The 19,328-nt window shown below is 40.4% G+C and carries 22 protein-coding genes; 13 read left to right on the top strand and 9 right to left on the bottom strand.

Features of this window, described 5'->3' with window-relative positions; translation table 11 throughout:
* The first annotated feature begins 308 nt into the window (after window positions 1–308).
* Complete coding sequence (locus QUE03_RS05335) at window positions 309–1,505, top strand: serine hydrolase domain-containing protein (RefSeq protein WP_286265862.1); 1,197 nt, start codon at window positions 309–311, stop codon at window positions 1,503–1,505.
* Window positions 1,506–1,576: 71 nt separating this feature from the next.
* On the opposite strand, the gene QUE03_RS05340 is transcribed toward QUE03_RS05335, so the two are convergent.
* The 4 genes from QUE03_RS05340 to QUE03_RS05355 form a co-directional block, all read right to left on the bottom strand.
* Entirely contained in the window at window positions 1,577–2,344 is a 768-nt protein-coding gene (locus QUE03_RS05340; RefSeq protein WP_286265864.1) for a peptidylprolyl isomerase, read from the bottom strand.
* A gap of 116 nt (window positions 2,345–2,460) precedes the next feature.
* Window positions 2,461–2,928, bottom strand: coding sequence for a bacterioferritin (bfr, locus tag QUE03_RS05345; RefSeq protein WP_286265866.1), 468 nt, complete (start codon window positions 2,926–2,928; stop codon window positions 2,461–2,463).
* A gap of 10 nt (window positions 2,929–2,938) precedes the next feature.
* The gene (bfr, locus tag QUE03_RS05350) at window positions 2,939–3,403 is read right to left on the bottom strand and encodes a bacterioferritin (protein ID WP_286265868.1); all 465 of its coding nucleotides are present in this window, start codon (window positions 3,401–3,403) and stop codon (window positions 2,939–2,941) included.
* Window positions 3,404–3,547: 144 nt separating this feature from the next.
* Window positions 3,548–3,742, bottom strand: coding sequence for a (2Fe-2S)-binding protein (locus QUE03_RS05355; RefSeq protein ID WP_286265869.1), 195 nt, complete (start codon window positions 3,740–3,742; stop codon window positions 3,548–3,550).
* 234 nt (window positions 3,743–3,976) lie between these two features.
* Here QUE03_RS05355 and QUE03_RS05360 point away from each other — a divergent pair, with 234 nt between their 5' ends.
* Window positions 3,977–4,720 (top strand): substrate-binding periplasmic protein, encoded by a 744-nt coding sequence (locus QUE03_RS05360; protein ID WP_286265872.1) that lies wholly within the window; start codon window positions 3,977–3,979, stop codon window positions 4,718–4,720.
* A 34-nt stretch (window positions 4,721–4,754) separates the two neighbouring features.
* Here QUE03_RS05360 and QUE03_RS05365 read toward each other — a convergent pair whose 3' ends face one another.
* From QUE03_RS05365 to QUE03_RS05375, 3 genes are all read right to left on the bottom strand, one after another.
* Window positions 4,755–5,156: a hypothetical protein gene (locus QUE03_RS05365; RefSeq protein ID WP_286265874.1), complete on the bottom strand. Its 402-nt coding sequence runs from the start codon at window positions 5,154–5,156 to the stop codon at window positions 4,755–4,757.
* Window positions 5,157–5,245: 89 nt separating this feature from the next.
* Window positions 5,246–5,995: an SDR family oxidoreductase gene (locus QUE03_RS05370; RefSeq protein ID WP_286265877.1), complete on the bottom strand. Its 750-nt coding sequence runs from the start codon at window positions 5,993–5,995 to the stop codon at window positions 5,246–5,248.
* A gap of 62 nt (window positions 5,996–6,057) precedes the next feature.
* Complete coding sequence (locus QUE03_RS05375) at window positions 6,058–6,372, bottom strand: DUF6916 family protein (protein ID WP_286265879.1); 315 nt, start codon at window positions 6,370–6,372, stop codon at window positions 6,058–6,060.
* Window positions 6,373–6,486: 114 nt separating this feature from the next.
* Here QUE03_RS05375 and QUE03_RS05380 point away from each other — a divergent pair, with 114 nt between their 5' ends.
* The 8 genes from QUE03_RS05380 (at window position 6,487) to QUE03_RS05415 (ending at window position 12,396) form a co-directional block, all read left to right on the top strand.
* Window positions 6,487–7,395 carry a 50S ribosomal protein L11 methyltransferase gene (locus QUE03_RS05380; RefSeq protein WP_286265881.1) on the top strand — a complete coding sequence of 303 codons (909 nt, stop codon included), beginning with the start codon at window positions 6,487–6,489 and terminating at the stop codon, window positions 7,393–7,395.
* 191 nt (window positions 7,396–7,586) lie between these two features.
* Window positions 7,587–7,991 carry a hypothetical protein gene (locus QUE03_RS05385; RefSeq protein ID WP_286265883.1) on the top strand — a complete coding sequence of 135 codons (405 nt, stop codon included), beginning with the start codon at window positions 7,587–7,589 and terminating at the stop codon, window positions 7,989–7,991.
* A 208-nt stretch (window positions 7,992–8,199) separates the two neighbouring features.
* Window positions 8,200–8,712 (top strand): phage tail protein, encoded by a 513-nt coding sequence (locus tag QUE03_RS05390; RefSeq protein WP_286265885.1) that lies wholly within the window; start codon window positions 8,200–8,202, stop codon window positions 8,710–8,712.
* 18 nt (window positions 8,713–8,730) lie between these two features.
* The gene (locus QUE03_RS05395; protein ID WP_286265888.1) at window positions 8,731–9,246 is read left to right on the top strand and encodes a phage tail protein; all 516 of its coding nucleotides are present in this window, start codon (window positions 8,731–8,733) and stop codon (window positions 9,244–9,246) included.
* A 10-nt stretch (window positions 9,247–9,256) separates the two neighbouring features.
* Window positions 9,257–9,766, top strand: coding sequence for a phage tail protein (locus QUE03_RS05400; protein ID WP_286265891.1), 510 nt, complete (start codon window positions 9,257–9,259; stop codon window positions 9,764–9,766).
* Between the two features lie 22 nt (window positions 9,767–9,788).
* The gene (locus QUE03_RS05405) at window positions 9,789–10,310 is read left to right on the top strand and encodes a GNAT family N-acetyltransferase (RefSeq protein ID WP_286265893.1); all 522 of its coding nucleotides are present in this window, start codon (window positions 9,789–9,791) and stop codon (window positions 10,308–10,310) included.
* Window positions 10,311–10,424: 114 nt separating this feature from the next.
* The gene (locus QUE03_RS05410) at window positions 10,425–11,813 is read left to right on the top strand and encodes a hypothetical protein (RefSeq protein WP_286265895.1); all 1,389 of its coding nucleotides are present in this window, start codon (window positions 10,425–10,427) and stop codon (window positions 11,811–11,813) included.
* A 13-nt stretch (window positions 11,814–11,826) separates the two neighbouring features.
* Entirely contained in the window at window positions 11,827–12,396 is a 570-nt protein-coding gene (locus tag QUE03_RS05415) for a hypothetical protein (RefSeq protein WP_286265897.1), read from the top strand.
* 8 nt (window positions 12,397–12,404) lie between these two features.
* Here QUE03_RS05415 and QUE03_RS05420 read toward each other — a convergent pair whose 3' ends face one another.
* Window positions 12,405–12,974: an SOS response-associated peptidase gene (locus QUE03_RS05420; protein WP_350227405.1), complete on the bottom strand. Its 570-nt coding sequence runs from the start codon at window positions 12,972–12,974 to the stop codon at window positions 12,405–12,407.
* A 204-nt stretch (window positions 12,975–13,178) separates the two neighbouring features.
* Here QUE03_RS05420 and QUE03_RS05425 point away from each other — a divergent pair, with 204 nt between their 5' ends.
* From QUE03_RS05425 to QUE03_RS05435, 3 genes are all read left to right on the top strand, one after another.
* Window positions 13,179–13,904 carry a substrate-binding periplasmic protein gene (locus tag QUE03_RS05425; protein ID WP_286265901.1) on the top strand — a complete coding sequence of 242 codons (726 nt, stop codon included), beginning with the start codon at window positions 13,179–13,181 and terminating at the stop codon, window positions 13,902–13,904.
* A 77-nt stretch (window positions 13,905–13,981) separates the two neighbouring features.
* On the top strand, window positions 13,982–14,650 hold the full coding sequence (locus QUE03_RS05430; RefSeq protein WP_286265903.1) for a cupin domain-containing protein: 669 nt from the start codon (window positions 13,982–13,984) through the stop codon (window positions 14,648–14,650).
* Window positions 14,650–15,492, top strand: coding sequence for a DMT family transporter (locus QUE03_RS05435; RefSeq protein ID WP_286265906.1), 843 nt, complete (start codon window positions 14,650–14,652; stop codon window positions 15,490–15,492). The genes QUE03_RS05430 and QUE03_RS05435 overlap by 1 nt, the downstream gene beginning before the upstream one ends.
* A gap of 366 nt (window positions 15,493–15,858) precedes the next feature.
* Here the strand turns inward: QUE03_RS05435 and QUE03_RS05440 are convergent, their stop codons facing one another.
* Window positions 15,859–18,927 (bottom strand): S8 family peptidase, encoded by a 3,069-nt coding sequence (locus QUE03_RS05440; protein WP_286265908.1) that lies wholly within the window; start codon window positions 18,925–18,927, stop codon window positions 15,859–15,861.
* Window positions 18,928–19,328: the final 401 nt, after the last annotated feature.

Here is a 19,328-nt window from a genome sequence, read left to right on the forward strand (position 1 = left end):
AAAAAGTACAGAGACACATTCATTACTTATCCCATTCTAATTGCGAAGCCTTATACATAAGTGCTAAAAACAAAATTACTTTAGTAAGTGTATAAATCGTATTAATATTAAATTGTGAGTTATTTATCCGGGCATGAGGGGAACAAACAAAATAGTATTAAAGTGGATATCACTACATTTAGCGTATCTAGGTACGTTTTAGGCGTTGTTTAACTCATTTTAACGAAAGTAATTACTTGAACTTAGCTCGTAATTTAGCGACTGTAGGACATCTTCACATAAAAATTAATAATAAAATGAGTAGCGCTATGGGACGGTTTCTAAAATACGGAAAAATTTTTCTAACAACGTTAATTTTATGCTCCATTGTCTTGGTTGCGATAAATTGGGAAAAAGCGAATCGCTTATATAGCGTTATCACCTTGTTTGACAAAGAAGTTATTGTTGATAATTTTTCTCATATGAACAAAGCATTTATCAACAAGACGATCAGAAAAGAAGGGCAAGCCTATCAGTTTGCAGTGGACAAGCAACCGTTACCAACATCGTTTACTTATAGAGATAAATCGACGGCGGTTGATGAGTTTTTAGAGCGTCGTGCTACCACGGCATTATTCGTGATTAAAGATGATAAGATCAGTTTCGAAAATTATTATTTAGGAACTAAACCTAGCGATCAACGAATCTCGTGGTCCATGGCTAAATCTTTTGTCTCAGTGCTTTTTGGTATGCAGGTTGATGCAGGCAGGATAGATATTGAAAATAATGTCGCTTTCTATTTGCCAGAAATGAAAGGCTCAGGCTATGAGAACGTTAAAGTAAAACATGTACTACAAATGTCCTCTGGTGTGAAATGGAATGAAGACTATCAGGACTTTAATTCTGACATTAATAAGATGGGACGGGTATTGGCTATTGGTGGTTCGCTTGATGAAATGACCACAGGCTTAGCCGCTGAGAAGCCAGCAGGTCAGCAGTTTCACTATGTCAGTATGGATACTCATGTTATTGGTATGATTGTCAGACGCGTGTCAGGGAAGTCTCTAGTGGCATTATTACAGGAAGAAATTTGGCATAAAATAGGTATGGAAAGTGACGCCAATTGGATCACAGACTCACAAGGCGTTGCATTTGCGTTAGGTGGGTTAAATGTTACCACGCGAGATTACGCGCGCTTTGGTCGCTTGTTGGTTAATAAGGGGCGTTGGGAAGAAGAGCAGTTAATTTCAGAACATTGGTTAAATGAAGCCACTACGGCGACAAGTGATTATTTGAAATCTGATGAAGGAAAACTAGGTTACGGCTATCAAATTTGGTTACCGCCTCAGGCACAGCAGGGTGAGTTTTTCTGTGTGGGGGTTTATGGTCAGTACATCTATGTGAATCAACAAGAAAATGTAGTTATTGTGAAAAATAGTGCAGATAAACAATTTCAGGATAGCTTAAATTCAAAGCAAGAAACTATGGCGTTTTTTAGACAAATAGTCGCCTCGCTCAAATCGTAATAAAACATCATAAAAAAAGCTCAGTCCATCAACAGGTACTGAGCTTTTTATTTTATGCGGTTAAACAATCGTTATTTTTTAGTAAAACGACGGCCTAGCACTAACAACATAACCGCTGACATCCACGCGAAGCTACCGCCACTGCTGCTACCACCATTACCACCATCATCTGGATCTGGTTGATTAATCAAAGTATTTGGGGTTTTATCCAAATCTCCATCAGTACTGGTACTGCTATCAACGACAACAATATTGTAGATTGTCACAAAATCTTCATAAGCAGGAACGTCGTTATTGCTACATTGCTCACTGGTGTAATTCTCAATCGGTGTGCTGTTACAAAGTGGCACATCTTCAATGGCTTCAAGCACATCCATACCGTCGCCAATGACTTGACCAAAAACAGTGAAACCGCCATTTTGTAAATCTAGATTGGCGCTGTTGTTTTCAAGGTTAAAAAACCATTGGCTGGTCGCGCTATTAGCATTGCCAGATACTTTAGCCATTGCAATAGTACCTTTGACGTTGGACCATAGCGGCTCATTGTCAACACTGCCACGGGTTGATATAGGATCTAGAGAGATATCACCATCATATTTAAAGCCGCCGCCTTGAACAACAAAGTTTGGCTCCACCCGATGGATAACAGTGTCTACATAATCACTGTTATTTACATAGGTTAAAAAATTCTCAACGGTTTTAGGCGTTGATTCATCATGTAGGTTGACTTGAATATTACCGTGAGAGGTTTGAAACTCGACGATTGTTGCTTGAGAAAGTGCACTAGTTAATGCAAGCGCCGCCATTGATAAATGACGAAATAAAGGTTTTAAGATCATGTTTTTTTACTGCTAATTATTACAACATGACGATAGTAATGTGACTGTTAGGTAAAGCAAAGTAAATTTTTGTAAATCTTAGATGTTTTCATCTATTTATGATGTAGATGAAAACATCATAGCTGAGACTGTATGTAGTTCTCTAACCCTATGGTTGAAATTAAGCCTAGCTGCTGCTCAAGCCAAAATGCGTGGTCAACTTCGGTATCATCAAGCAGCTTTTCTAATATTTCGCGACTGACAAAATCTTTCTCTTGCTCACATAGCTTGATTGCATTTTTAAGTGCTTTGGCGACAGCGTATTCCACATCTAAGTCACTTTGCAGCATCTCAGGTACATTTTTACCTATGTTTAAGCCACAACGAGATTGCATGTCTGGAATACCTTCTAAAAACAAAATGCGTTGTATCAGTAGTGAAGCGTGTTGCTTTTCATCGTCAAATTCGTGATCTATTCGTTCATATAATTTGTTAATGCCCCAGTCTTCATACATGCGTGAATGAATGAAGTATTGATCCATAGCCGCTAATTCATAGCCTAATAAGCCGTTAAGAGCTGAAATTACCTGTGTATTACCTTGCATAGTGCGTCCTCTATAATTGCGCCTGAATGTAGTTTGCTATACCAATGTGGTCAATTTGATATTGTTGGGCTTCAAGCCAATCTAAATATTCCTCTTCACCTTCCAAAATTTCATCGAGGATCTCGCGGCTCACATAGTCTTGTAGTTGTTCGCATAATGAAATAGCATCACGCATTACTTTGATTTGGCCGTGCTGAAACTTAGTGTCACATTGCAACATTTCTTGCGTGTTCTCACCAATCACAAGGGGAGAGAGTTGTTGTAAATTAGGCAAACCCTCTAAAAACAAAACTCTTTCAATTAATTTGTCGGCTTGTTTCATGTCAAGAATTGACTTTTCATAGCACTTCTCATTGAGCTCATTAATGCCCCAGTTTTTATACATTCTGGCGTGTAGAAAATAATGATTAATGGAGGTTAATTCGGATAGGAGTGCGTTATTGAGCGCGGATACAACTGCTGTATTGCCTTTCATTACGGTTCTCTAATTTAGTGTGGCTAAGATGAGATTAAAGTATAGAAAAGAATGTAGGTTATTCAAGAATCCGCAACGGTAACAAGAACTTAAAAATAGTAATTAGAGTTGTTTTTATTCGTATTTATTGATGATGGAAATGAATCAACCAACATCTTTGAATAGCGCTTCGTCAACGATAGTGGTGTTAATGATGTTTTGAGCTACTTTTACACAAGTGCCGCATTGGGTGCCCAGTGCTACATGATTTTTAAGTTCACGCATAGAGCCTACACCTTCTTCAGTAACCAACTGTTTAATTTGGTGATCTGTGATGCCTTTGCAAATACACACATACATAGTAAATAACTCAACTAACTACAAAACGAAGTGATAATAGTTCTTATTTACACTTCGTTCAATAGTAAAATTTCCAAATTTTACTATCTATTTGAAATGTAAAAGGTTAAAAGTTTTCAACATAAGCTGAATAGCTAAGCTATACAAAAAAAGCGCAGACAATGATTCTCTTCTATAATTAGGTGACAACAAAATAAAGGTTTAACGTTTCGATTTTCAATCGTTCATGTGGTTATGCGATTAATCTATTTTATCTACTTTTACTGCGTTGCTCACCTAGGATGCTTCGCTGCAGACGGTAACAAAATCCTGCTTTATACGGAGCAGTTCCCTCCTTATAACTATACTGTGGACGGTACACACAGAGGCATAAACCTAGAGTTAATAGAGCTGATGTGCCAACGCGTCAAGCTTCAATGTCGTTACGAATTTTTACCATGGGGTAGAGCGTTACAAGCAGCTCAGTTAAACGTAAATGCGGGGATATTTTCCACATCAAGGTATGCTGAGCGGGAGTCACTGTTTCATTGGGTTGGTCCTCTAGTGGCCTCTGAAAGCTATTTTTATCGCTTAAAATCAAGGCAAGATATCACAATCGCTGACTCAAAAGACTTATTAAAATACACAGTCGCAGCACCAAGAAACGATGTTTATGTTGATCTACTGATGGCAATAGGGTTTACCAAAGGAAAAAATCTACTGTTGATGTCTAAAAAGTACGGTGATGTAGAGCATTTTTTCTCGGAAAAAGTTGATTTATTTATCGCGAGCCCACTGACATTGTCCTACCATACGGGAAATAAACCGCACTTAGTTGAATCTATTTGGCCCCTAGAAATAACTCGCTTGCACGGTAATTATTTGGCGTTTAACAAAGGGATTGATGCAACTATTGTTAAGCAATTTAGTGCAGCATTACAGGCATTAAACGCAGAGGGAGTGCCGGACAAACTCATTAAAAAATACTCAAACAAATAGAAATGTTTTTGTCGCATTAGCAATAATGAGTTGATCAAATACCGTTGAGTTTTTTACCTAAGAGATCGAGCATTGAAGCATTAAGAGCGTTTATTTGGCCTTGTAGCATTCTACGTTCACGCTTAGCATCTTCGGAGTTATCGTGCTGTATATTATTTAATTCCTGTTTAAGCTTTTCTAGTTGCTTTTTGATGTTTTCAATGGCTTGATCATTGACCGAGCTTTCCACACTTTGTGTATTAGTGTTTTGAGATTTTTCTTGCTGAAAAAGTGCCAACGCCTGGCTCGAAATGGAGACTTTATCTTCTTTGACATGAGTTTTAATATCAGACAACTGCTTGTCTACATATTGCATATGGGGTAACGACTCAGCATTCTTTTTATAAGAGGGTTGTGTGCTTCCAATATTTAATGCTGAGGACGAAGTTATATCCATTTTCTGCTCAACTTTTCACGCCTTTGTTTTTGCCTTATCAATACATCGGCCTGTGTGTGAAAAAGTTGAGGAATATTTGTTGAATATGATCAGCTCATTTTCTTGAGCATACTGGTAGGTGAAATTCTTAATAGCCAATGTAACCAAGCCCACGGCCAAGCGGGAATAAAACTATTCGCCTTTTCTTGCTCAATTGCTTTAACAAGGGCTTTACAGCCGGTTTCTGTATCAACAATAAACGGTACTTTTTCGACCTTTTCATTGATCTCACTGCGGATAAATCCAGGATGAATACAGCTGACTTTAATCGGTGTATTCATCACGTCAATTCTAATCCCTTCGGTTAGCGACGTGATGGCTGCTTTTGTTGCAGCATAAACGGTTAATGCACGCCTGAAGCCTCTTACAGCGCTAATCGATGATATAGTGACTAGGTGACCAGAATTTTGTTCTCGAAATATTTCCATAGCCGCTTCTGCTTGAGCGATCGCTGAAACAAAATTAGTGATGGCTGTTTGTTTATTTGCGTGAAAGTATCCTGTGCCAATTGAAGCCCCTTTGCCCATTCCTGCATTGACGATTATTCTATCAATAGATGAAAGTTCTTCTTTAAATGCTTTAAAGACCTCGAAAACTTGGTCGTGCTCATTCACATCGAGCGTTTTAACAATCACTCGTATGTTAGGATTTATTGATTCAAGTTCCCGTTTTAACTCTAACAGTCTGTCTTCACGGCGAGCGCATAAAGCTAGGTTTCTCCCTCTTTTGGCAAACTCAATGGCCATACCTTTGCCTAGACCGGAACTAGCACCAGTAATTAAAATGTTTTCTCTGATCATGTACTGCCTATTTTATTATTGTTGTCTATTTGTTTGATGAAACGCTATTGCGCTTAACAACTTTAAGTAAATGTTGCCTCAAATATCACGCTTTCTTCTGATTTCCCAACAGGCACCAAGAATATGGCCATTGTGCCCAATTCTTGGTGTGATAGATGATACGTATCTTGTTGGATTGGAAATTCTAGCGGTGCATGAAAAACCAAAATGAAAGGAGCTTTTTTTGCGCGACTATCGTCTTGTTTATTGAGAGCAACGACTTCCGTCAACTCAATTTCACCTTCTATGGGCGCTAAACATCTAAACGGTTGATTCACTATATTTGAAAAGTCTGTCATCTGTATATCGCTTAAATCGACTAAATCCATTTTTGACATTGACGTATACCTTTTGTTTTTTCGTACTATTATTTGTAACTGACAGCAAGGGTTTTAGCAAGTTAGCAATTTTTTATAAATGTATAAAATGAATAATAAAAATTAAGGAAGCTCATGACAAATAAATCAATATACACGCATACAAATCACCCTGCATTTTTATATCAAGAGATGCTGTCTGATCAATATCGGATGCAATGTTATCGAAGAGCGATCAATGAGGTTGTCGAGCAAGGCGATGTCGTTGTTGATTTAGGTACAGGAACAGGTGTTTTAGCCATCATGGCCGTTCAAGCAGGGGCTTCTCACGTTTATGCTGTTGAGGTGCGTCCACAAATAATACCAATTACACGGCAAATTATTGCTGACAATGGCATGTCAGAGCAGATCACAGTGATTGAAGGTGACGCTAGAAATATTACCCTCACAGAGTCCGTCGATGTGATTATTAATGAGCTTATTGGGGATTTTGGCACAGATGAAAATATTGCCGAGTGCGTCAACGCTGTTGCCGAAAGATACTTAAAGCCTTCAGGGACAATATTACCTCGTACACTCAAAACCTACCTTGTGCCGGTTCAATATCAAAACGAGTATCAAGGAATCTGGCGGGAAAACTTTCAAGGTATTGACCTGAAAAGTGTAGCAAAGCTTGATTGCGTAGAAGAGGCGCAAATGCGGATTTTGTCCCACCAGCCGACTGAACTTGCTACTCCACAGTTAATTGAGAACATTGATTTTAGTAAAGATAAAAAGCCGAGATTGTTGGCTCATGACATTGAGTTTCATGTACATACTGCTGGAGCTTTGCACGGGTTCATGGGGTATTTCGAAAGTGAATTAACTCACAACGTCAGTATTAATAATTATCCGGGATACAAAGGATGTCATTGGCAAACATGGCATTGGCCGGTTTACCCGACACTGAATGTTGAAAAAAGTGCATCAATTAACGGGATGCTGGCAACGCCGGAAAATATGATAGCACAGGGGTGGAACTTAACCTGGTCTCATAAAGCGTGACATGTATCTAGTTAAAAGAGCTCAAAAAATGTCCGAATTATTTACAGTTCTGGTGAAGTCTAAATATGCAATGACGCAATGGCCAAGGCTAACCTACTGTTAATTGGATGTAATTATTAATAATTACTCATTGGTGTGTTTTGTGCATTATTTGAACAATTCTTAAGGGCTTATTTCTTACGGGAGATTCTATGTTGCAACGTCGGCAATTTATTTTAGGCACCGCCACGTTATTTGGTGCTACTTTATTAGTCCCTTCAATTTCGCTCAAAGTACTTGCTGAAACAGGCAGTGAAATTTCCTCTGGGGAAGACAAATTTTCGCACTTAATGAAAAAATGGATCGCACTGTATGACAGCAATGGTGGTTATCTCGCAGAAATTAAACTGGTAAAAGTGTTTGAAGAAAGCTCTGATGATGCTGTGGAGCAGTTTTCACTGCGCTGGGAAACCAGAGAAGAGTCATCATTAGAAGCGGGTATATACGTACTTGAAGATTTTTCAAGTACACCTATGCTTATTTATTTAGAGCCTTCGTATAGTAAAAAAAGGAATGGGCGGTTCTTTCGTGCATCGTTTAGTTTACTTAAAAATTAGCAGAACCAGAATCCAGGGCTATATTTTGTTGTAGGGTATTATCCTTTTGGTTTAACGAAACGTTGTTCGAGCCAATAAACACAATCATGGCGATTTAAGTTTTACGCATACAACTGAGTGGTTTAACTGCCACTTTTATGAATATATTTAGAGCTAGGGTCGGCTAGTAGTATGTGCTCTAAACAAGATGACAAAAAGGAGTCATATCATGTCTGAGCCGTTTCTGGCAGAGGTAAAGATCGTCGGATTTAACTTCTCACCGAGAGGTTGGGCTTTATGCGACGGACAAATACTACCTATCAATCAAAATCAATCACTCTATTCTCTACTTGGCACAGCGTATGGCGGTGATGGGCGAACTTCGTTTGCTTTGCCGGATATGCGAGGAAGAACGCCCATGCACGTAGGTGACGGTATATCGCAAGGTGAGCGTTCAGGAGATGAAAACCATATTTTACAAGAATCCGAAATTCCTGCCCATACACATCAAGCAAGAGCTTCATCCGCTACGGCAAGTTCATCATCGGGAACGGGGAACTTACTAGGTGTAGGAGCTGGCGGAAGGAGGCCATTAACGCCTTACGGTAGCTTAACGCAAACAGCGGCACTAACAGGAAATCAGGTATCAACCACTGGAGGTCAAGGGCACAATAATATGCAGCCGTATCTCGCGTTAAACTTTGTTATTGCTCTTCAGGGCTTGTTCCCATCACGTAACTAACTCAAGGAGGAAATGATTATGTCAGAACCATTTGTGGGTGAAATTAGAATGTTTGCTGGAAACTTTGCTCCTCGAAGTTGGAGTTTTTGTGACGGGCAGCTATTGGCAGTATCTCAAAACGATGCCTTATTTAGTTTATTTGGCACCATATATGGCGGTGATGGTAGAACCACGTTTGGCCTACCGGATTTACGAGGTCGGATACCTATTCATGCTGGGAGTGGACCAGGGTTATCAACACGAAGACTGGGCGCTAAAGCAGGGTCGGAAAATGTGTCGTTAGACAGCAATACCGTGGGGGCACATAGTCATGGCTTTTTAGCCTCGACTTCAGCAGCTGGTGATGGTAGCCCTGCTGGCAACACGACAGCAACACCATCAGGTGCAAATATATACGGTACAGGCGCTGCAGTAGCAATGAGTGGCAACAGTGTTGCTGCTACAGGCACAGGCAATCCACACACAAACCTCATGCCAACGCTTTGTGTACATTTTATTGTCGCGCTTTTCGGCGTTTATCCATCAAGGCATTGAGGAGAACAACATGTCAGAACCTTTTATAGCTGAAATCAGGATATTTGCCGGAAATTTTGCACCAAGAAGTTGGGCATTTTGTGATGGGCAATTATTGCCTGTGGCACAAAATACGGCGTTATTTTCATTGATAGGTACAACATATGGTGGTGACGGTAGGACAACTACGGCATTACCCAATTTGCAAGGCAGGGCACCAATGCACCCAGGTCGAGGGCCCGGTTTAACTGCTAGGCGTCTTGGCGAAAGAATTGGTACTAACGATGTTACATTGACTACCAATCAACTGCCGCCCCACAGTCATACCTTGAATTCGTTCCCAACGGCAAGTGCGACTTCCCCCTCTGCTGCTGTTGGTATTGGAGCCGCACCAATGTATGCCAGTGATACTGATGTTACTAATATGGCCGTAGGCACTCTGGAAAATGCCGGCGGAAATCAGCCGCACAACAATATGCAGCCATTTTTAGGGATGTATTTCATTATCGCTTTACAGGGGCTTTATCCATCAAGGAGTTAAGTTGTTTTATGGAGTGCGCACAATGAATAGCGAGCCTTTACGGGTTGAAGTGGGGCAATTAAATGCCCCATTGGCAGGAGCGATATCACTTCGAATGTCGAATGAAAGTGACATGGCGTTCTTGTTGTCGGTTTATGCGGATTCTCGCTCGGAGGAAATGCTTAAAATAGGGCATTGGAATGATACAGAGAAAGCGGAGTTTTTACGTTTTCAATTTTATGCGCAGGATGAGCATTATAAAAAGCATTACCCAAAGGCGGAGTTTTTGATCATTAAGGTTGAAGATGAAGACATAGGACGTTTGTATGTTGAACGAACGTCAAAGGATATACGGGTGATGGATATTGCCTTATTACAACCACATAGGCGACGTGGCATTGGGTGTAAGTTGATGACCGACTTGCTCGACGAAGCCAAGCATCATCAACAAACCGTTAGTCTGCATGTCGAGCCGGACAATGTCGCTAAACAACTATATTTAAAGCTCGGTTTCTCGGTTGTCGAAGAAATTAGTTTTTATGAAAAAATGGAATGGTCTTATTAGCTTGGGTTAAACAGATCAGTTCATGCAAATAATCAGTGTGTTTTTAGGTTCAATTTAACGGTATTACATGAACCGATGATGCATATATTGAGATGATAAAAAAAGGAGAAAATTATGTTCTCATGGTTAGATACATTGCCAATGGCAATAAAAGGATTGAGCAAATGGCTCAATCGGTGTCTTGTTGCCTTAATGCTGTGTGCATTATCGCTGACCAATATCGCATCAGCAGCCATTATTGATGTTATTTATGTCGGTACGTGGGATACCGTAGCCGATACACCTAATTCTACTGCTAATGGTGGCCCCGGAATGAGCGTAGGGCAAAAATACGTCATTAAGTTCAGTTATGATGACACCTCAACAGTGACGAATAATGTTGCTGTTAAAGATTTAGGCTTTAATGATACAAATAAATCAATGAGCACCATTGATTTATCTGCTGCGGGCAACAGTTTGGATATATTTGTTCCTATGGAAGGGCTGGATGCAGGATCACCGTTTATTTATCAGCAAGACCAAAGCAATCATTTTGATTTTGGCGATAATTCTCCTGTACCTACGCTAAATTTTGCCAATGGCTCTGACATTAGCGACAAAAACAATATTATTGGTCTTGAGTATGAAGGAGATTTTGCTGGGGCTGGCTTTAATTTCATTCAATTATTTAATACTGCGACAGATACTAGCGCGACATCTATGGAGGCGAAAGCTTTTAACTGTATGGACGCAAATTGTATTGGGGGGCAAGTCGCCTCTACCAGTTCAAATAATAGTGTCTTAAACGAAGCCGTTGAACTGGTAGTAGATGCCGGCCCTGATATTGTTTACAACGCCGCGACACTGATACAAACCGCGACTGCTTCGGTTACTCAAAGCAATGATCTAGGCGCAGCCCGTTCAGACGGTGAAGACTTCGTTGGTTTTACTTGGTCTGAAACGGGTACTGTCATTGGAGATAGTATTCAAGTCGGTATTGCTGCATCGGGGTTATCCATGACCACCAGTACAGCAACGTGGACTGCAAATGGGACTGAAGAAATGACCGGGAAATCGGATTCTGATACCACTAACGTTAGTTATGACAATGCCACCCCAACATTAAATGCTTCTGCAACGGTAAACGGAACTGACATTGACTTTACTTTTAATGCTGGCGATGCAGACCTAGCAGTGAATGCCCTAATTGCAGGATTTGAAAGCCTATCTTTTGCTGCGCTTATTAATGGAGCAACCAACGCTACAGCCTTCTTTGCAGATTTATTTTCATCTGGTGCTTTCTCATATTCTATGGCGGACTTAACTGCTGCGTTTGGTGGTGGAAATCATAACGTATTATTTAGCGTTACAGACAAAGCAGGATTTTTATCCGATGTTAGCTTTGATTTTGATGTAACGACTGTCGTTAACCCTCCGACAATTCCTGAGCCTAGTGCTATAGTGTTAATGCTTGCTGGATTATTGATACTGTGGCGCAAGTATAGTAGCCGCCCGTTAATTTAATTAAGGATTATGAATGCGGATAGACAGATTTCTGCTTGTTGTCATTTTATCTAGTATTTCGTTAAGTTCATTGGCAAAAGACACCGACGGTGTTTTTGCCATCAAGGGCGTTGGCGTACAGCAATGTAAAAGCTTTATTGTGGCTGCCAGTAAAGACGAACCCGTATTGCAGCAGTATGCGGGGTATGTTTCAGGTTATATTTCAGCCTATAACGAGCTTGAATCAGAGACCTTTGATTTATTAGCATGGCAGCGACTCGACACGGTTATGCTGTTGCTGTTGCAAGGATGCAAACAAACGCCTGAATCAACCGTAGGAGGCGTTATTTCTCGGGTAGTAAAATACTTCTCTTCAAATGCGATAAAGAAAAACACGGAGAAAGTAGAGGTCAAAGGCCCGTCTTCTTCGCTCTATTTTTATCCTGAGGTTATTAGTCAAATACAAGAGGCACTAAAGCAGCAAGGCTACAATATAGATGATTTATGGCAAGCCATGGAAAAGTATCAACAAGATAAAAAGCTCATCGGTAAATCTCCCTTTGATCAATTAATCTTAATGAAGCTGCTCTACGGTAAAAAGTGATCCGTAAATTACACCATGCGCTTGATCGTAATTTCGCAGTTTTCGTTAGACGTTAGCAGCGGCTCCAGTTCTTGCTGTGAGCCATCAAACCATTGTTCAATCTGTGTAGCGGTAACTAAAACTGGCATTCTGTGATGGATTTCAGCGCATAGTTTCGTTGGGCTTGTCGTTAAGGTAACTAATTGTGGTGACTCTGGATGGTATAATATGCCGCCCATATACAGTGGTTGCTTGGCTTCAGCTGTAAATTGATATTTTATTTTATTGTTTTCTTCAGTTTTCCATTCATACCATCCTGAGCAAGGCACTAAACAGCGGCTGTGACTAAAAGCGCTTTTAAAGGTTGGCTTTTCCGTAATGGTTTCTGCCTTAGCGTTAATCAGTAATTGCTTAGACCAATCAGGCTTGATGCCCCAATTTGCATTGATTTGTGCAAATCCTAATGGGGGCTTAATGATCGTGGCAACAGCCTCTGACGGCCTTAAATCATCATTATCAATGGCGTTAAACTCAATACCTAAGTAATCGCTTACTAGTTGCGACAAAGGGTCGCTTGTTACATTTAATCTGCCACACATATAAAATACGCTTAACGCCTTAAATGAATAAAAGTATACAGAACTATAGAAAATTGAAAGTTAATTTCTTATTTTTTGACCAAAAATTTAGTATTTTATTCGTTAAGTTCGCCCCATAAAACTTAGGTTTACTATACTGAATATTAATAACGTTCTGAAATAATATGAGTTGTTCATTTGAAATTAATAAGCCTTTTAATTTTAATGCCCACCGCCTTAGTTTTTTTAGCTAAAGCGAATGAACCTTTGTTATTCATTGTCAATCATCCAGGCTCTCTGCCGTATTTATACTTTGATCGCGACAAAGAAATTTATCAGGGGATCATCCCTGATATTCTCAATGGACTAGTCGAAACCAATCAGTTAAATATTAAATATATCTCAAACAGTCGAAAGCGCAGCGAAGAATTTATGTATCAAGGGGGAGCTGACTTGATGATGTTGAGCCAGCGCTGGTTAAAAGAGCCCGACAAATTGATCGCAACAGTGCCTTTGTTCCAGCACCGCAGTTTTCTCTATAAAAATACAGCATTTGAAAAAGATTTTTCATTAGAAAACTCTACTAGTGCAAAAAATATTTGTACTAGAAAGGGCTATACCTACCCTAAACTTAAAACATATTTTCGTGACCGAATGTTGATGCGTGTAGACTCTTCAAGCCATTTATCCATGTTACGAATGTTGTCTAAAAATCGTTGCGATTTTGCGATAATGAACGAATTTAACGCGTTGAACTTAATTAATTCTTCGTTTTTCAAAGATGACAAATTTTATCGTTCGAAACACCCTGTCAGTATCGTGCCACTAAATATTATTTTGCGCTCGAGTTTAGTACGTGAAAAAGAAATTTTGGATCGGCACATTAGTAAATTGCAAGAAAGTGGTGAGTTACAAGATTTTATTGACCAGCATACCGCCAAACCAGATTGATAATTGAATAATTTTCATCAGTCATTGGGCCCTTAGATGATAGATTAAGCCAGCTATGTCAAATTATTGAGAATGTTATGTCGCTAAAAGTAAATGCTGACTTTACCCAGCGTGTCGTAATTAAGCCAAATGATTACAGCTGGGTTGATTCCCCAATGCCTGGTGTAGAGCGCATGATGCTCGACCGCATTGGTGACGAAGTAGCTCAAGCTACATCATTGGTGCGTTATGCCCCTAACAGTAAGTTCAGCTCGCACGTTCATTCTGGCGGCGAAGAGTTCATCGTTGTCGAAGGCGTTTTTGCTGATGAGCATGGTCAATATCCGAAAGGAACCTATGTTCGAAACCCTATAGGCACAGCTCACACACCTAACATTGGAAAAGAAGGTGCGACGATTTTAGTAAAACTTCAGCAGTTTGATGTTGAAGATGACAAGCAATTGGCAATAGATACAACCAAAGAGAAATTTCTCCCAGGGATTGTTGACGGGCTGACTGTGTTACCGCTGCATGAGCACCAAATAGAGCACGTTGCATTGGTACGTTGGGCGCCAAACACACAATTTAACCGCCATAAACATTGGAGTGGTGAGGAAATTTTTGTACTTGAAGGGACCTTTTATGATGAACATGGTGCATACCCTAAAGGTACATGGATAAGAAGCCCTCACTTGAGTGAGCATACGCCGTTTACAAAAGATGACGGATGCCTAATTTGGGTTAAAACGGGTCACCTTACCGACTAATGCAAACTATTTCTTTTACATGTCTTGCGATGCTTGCGTTTGCGGCTAATTCAGTATTGTGCCGAATCGCACTAAGTGAATCAGAAATTGATCCCGCGACTTTTACTTCAATCCGTTTGGCTAGCGGTGCATTGACGCTTTTCCTTTTGGTTAGTGTTCAACAAGCTAGTCGAAAAATTAAGAATAAAGGCACCGGCAGTTGGTTAGCGGCATTCGCATTGTTTATTTACGCTGCCGCCTTTTCATTTGCCTATGTGAATATTCCAACGGGAACCGGCGCTTTTATATTATTCAGCACAGTACAACTATTTTTACTTGTTCATGCCCTTTTAAATGGAGCACAACTGACTAAGTGGCAATGGTTCGGTTTCATGTTCGCTTTGATAGGACTATTAGTATTATTGCTACCAGGGATAAAAGCGCCGCCAATACTATCGGCTGTACTGATGATGCTTGCTGGTTGTGCGTGGGGAATTTACTCAATAAAAGGAAAAGCAGGCACCGATCCTTTGGGGGTAACAGCAGATAATTTCACCCGCACGTTACCAATGGTTGTGTTACTAAACATAGTGATGATAAGTCAGTTTTCGATAGACATTAAAGGTAGCGTCTATGCGATACTGTCAGGCGTTTTTGGCTCTGCTATCGGCTACGCTATTTGGTATACGGTGTTACCTAAACTTCAAGATACTAGTGCGTCGGTAGTTCAGCTTTCTGTACCAGTAATAGCTACTATTGCGGGTGTTTTCTTGTTGTCTGAAGCAATAACAATACAATCAATTGTTGCGTCATTAACGATATTGACAGGAATACTCATTGTTTTATTAAGTAAGAGAGAATAAATAAAAACTGACTGAATATGCTTTTTCTGTGTTGGGGCAAGTTGAACGACAACAAGGTTCTTTATTACCCGTTCTACGGTAAGACAAATGCAATATCACCAACAAGGAAAGATGTAGATAAATGCTCTTCGTTTCTTGTACTGAACGGACAGTTGCTAAAACAACGCCATTTGCTGAACATTGGGCTGTTAACTTAATTCAAATATGTATTTTACCATTATCCGGCAAAGCTTCGAATTTTTGTTGCCAATATGTAATACATAATTTGTAAAAAAAAAGCACACCGCATGTTTATGCGGTGTGCTTTAAATCAGAGTATTAGAATAACAAAATTAGAATATTGCTTTTCTAACTCAGTGGCTATTACTAATCATTTTGAATATTAATAACAGTCTGTTTAAGTAAACCACCGTCACTATGACTCAATACACCAAGGTACTTTTCAGCGCCTAAGTCAGCCCAATCAACAGTCACTGTTCCTGTCGTTCCTAAAACTGCACCAGCGGGGCTTGTCACTGTCATATTGCCAGCGTCTACAGATGGATCCCAACTAAATAAAGTGTAGTTAGCATCAGCGCCATCAGTCTGCCAGCCATGAACTGCTACAAAATAAAGCGTGTCGGCAGGAGAGGCAATATCAACTTGTTCAGCACTAGTGCCATTGCCAGAAGAACCCATGAAGCTAAAGCTTGAGTCCCAAACATATAAATCAGCATCGTCAGCGCCGTCTGTGTAATCATCAAATAATGATATTCTCACTAATTCTGCGCCAGGAGCAGCAAATACTGCATGCCAAGTAATACCTTCACAAGTGAATGGAAATCCGCCGAAGTCACAAGTATCTAATGCTGTATTGATATCATTGCTCGGGTCATCAGCAACCGTACCTGCTTGGGTAGATGCAGCAACTAAGCCATGCGTTCCAACACTGTAATTACCCGTATAGCCAAATGCGACATCAAAACTCGTTGAGCCATCAGCACCACTGCCAACAATTTCAGCTGGAGCACCTAACTGAACGGGGTATACTACTACTGCACTACGTACGAGTTGATCGCCATCTACCCAAGTGATACCACCAGTTGAATATGTATCAACGTCTGCATCAATATTGGTAAATGTCACGCTATAAGAAACACTTTCTCCTGGAGCAATTGCAATTACCGCAGGATTAATACTTACTGAAATACCGTCTAGACCATCAATCACTGGAGTATAAGTACCATGTGAATCAGAAACATTAGTTACTGTACGAGTCACTGTTTGGCTACCTGCTAGAGCGCCAATAGCTATCGACGGGTAGTTCATGTTGCTTGGGTCAGGGGCATAGCCTCCACAATCAATTGACCCGGTACCGCATAAAAATCCGATCCAATCATTCCAGCCTGCGTCATAAACTAAGCCTGGATTGATGGCTTTATTAGGTTGAACAAAACCAGCGCCGTAGCCAAAAGGTCCGTCCGGAATAGGATTACCTTGGTTGGTCGTTTGAACTGCAGAGGTCATAAATGCAGACTTAATAGCTGCTGGTGACCAATCTGGGTGTGCTTGTTTCATAAGAGCAGCTAAACCAGCCATATGAGGGCTAGACATAGAAGTGCCGCTTAATGCGCCAAAGTTTTCGCCACCGTAACCGTCAGGTGATACAGCTGCTATAATGTCAACGCCTGGTGCCATGATATCTGGTTTAAGAATATCACCAGAGCCAGCCAGTGCTGGGCCGCGCGAAGAAAAACCAGCGACAAAAGATCCTTCTAATGTCATTGGTGTACCAGCACTCAAGCTACCACCGTCGGCGCCAGAGTTGATTGCATAATTTCTAATAGCATTACCTGTAGCAACGTCCACGTGGATACTTGGTACAGAATGAAAATCAGCATTTAATGAAGAAGGAGCAACATTAGCTAAAACCATACCTGAGCCGCCAGCCATTGACACGGCTAAGCTTTTATCTACTCGAGCAATTGTCCCGCGATCACACACTACGATTTTTCCTGCAACAGCAGTATCGTCTAAAGTACCAGGGTAACAAAGTCGTGCTTCTTCAGAGTCTGCACCTGCTGCCACGGCATTCAGTGAATAAATCATCTCTGATTGACCAAGGCCACTACCTAAAGATACGCCTGAATATGTTACACCATCACCTGTTGTAGTGACGGTAGCTTCCCAGCCTCTATCATGAGTACCTGCTGCAACGGTCGTCAGCCAAGGACTGTTATGAGCAACAGTGCTCGCTCCTGGGCCACTGTTACCAGCAGAAGCTGCAACAAACACGCCTGCATCAGCTGCAAATAGAAACGCAATTTCTACTTGGTCTGTGAAGCTTGTGCTAGAACCACTAATTGAAAAATTCAGGACGTCTACACCATCGGCAACGGCTTGGTCGATTGCTGCGACGCTATCCGCGCCAAAACAACCACCTTCACCACCTCGTCCCCAACATACTTTATATGCAGCGACTCTGGCACGTGGTGCCATACCGCTTGCAGTACCTACATCAGATCCATTAATTGAAACATCAACATCACTATTACCTCCAGCAGTGCTCATGGTATGTGTGCCGTGACCGTCTGCATCTCGAGCTGAGGCATACTCATAAGGGAAGGCTGCTTTTACACCTATATCGCCGCCAAAGCCAGAGTTAAACCACTGAGCAGCAATCAGCTTTTGATTACAGTCTGAGGCAGGGAATCCCTCTCCTGGCGTACACTTACCATGCCAACCAGGAATTTGATGGTAACTTAACTTTCCACCTTTACCGTTTTTGTTTGTACCGGTTCTGTCTGAAAAGCTTTCAGATTCAGGCCAAACACCTGAGTCGATGATGCCAATAATTACATCTTCACCGGCGTAATCTTTACCACCTAGCTTTTCCCATAAACCAGTTCCGTCTGTGGCATCTAAACCAAGGAATGATGTAGTCGAGATAGTGTCTGGTTTAAGCATTTCATCCGCTACAACAGTTAAAACATCAGGGTTTGCTTTTAGTTTTGCTACTTGAGCTGAACTTAGTCGAGCGGAAAAGCCATTATATGAATATTTGTAACTGTAGAGCTTGCTGTTTGAGCCGATATCTTTTAATAAATTATCGTGTTTGTTGGTTAGATAATCTCCGTAAGCAATAACATGTTTGTTTTTAGGATCTATTTTTTTGTTTTTGCTAGGTTTAGTTGCTTTTAGACCTTTGATGCTTCCGTCATAGGCAGCAATAGGATTATCTTTCATTCGAATGATATATACATCATTTTTTGATGTTGTTTTGCTTGAAGTAATGCTACTGGTAAGCATTTGAGCATCAACGGCTGGAATATCTGTGGCATATGCCGAATTCCAGATGATTACAGGTAGAATAAGTACGGTTTGAAATGTTGAGTTATAGACTTTACTTAATAATTTCGATTTGGTTTTAACACCTTTTATGAAAGAGCCTTTCACATTTAATCTCCTTAATAATTATTTTTATACTGTTTTACATACTCTCTATTTACTACTTAATAATTTTTGAACATACCTAGTATTTTGTTTAAAACACATTAGGCACAATTAACAGCAACAAATCAGCAAGTTTTGAACCAGTTAAGTTTAATTATTTTAAATCAATCAGTTAAAAAGATTGTTAAGCTCTTCATTAATAACTTGTTACATTTGTGTAAAGGAATCGGACGAAAATCGTCCTCTTACATGAAAGTTTTTTAATCTACTTTTATAAATTAGAGTGTGAGATCATTTAAAGCCTGATGTGTAGGCCTTGTATTGAATGTAAAGCCGAGCAACAGTCTGCCTAGATGCAGCCATGCTAAGTAGCATTGAAATGGAGAGTTGAATCTGATTAAGTA

The organism is Thalassotalea atypica, assembly GCF_030295975.1.
Taxonomy (GTDB): Bacteria; Pseudomonadota; Gammaproteobacteria; order Enterobacterales; family Alteromonadaceae; genus Thalassotalea_F; species Thalassotalea_F atypica.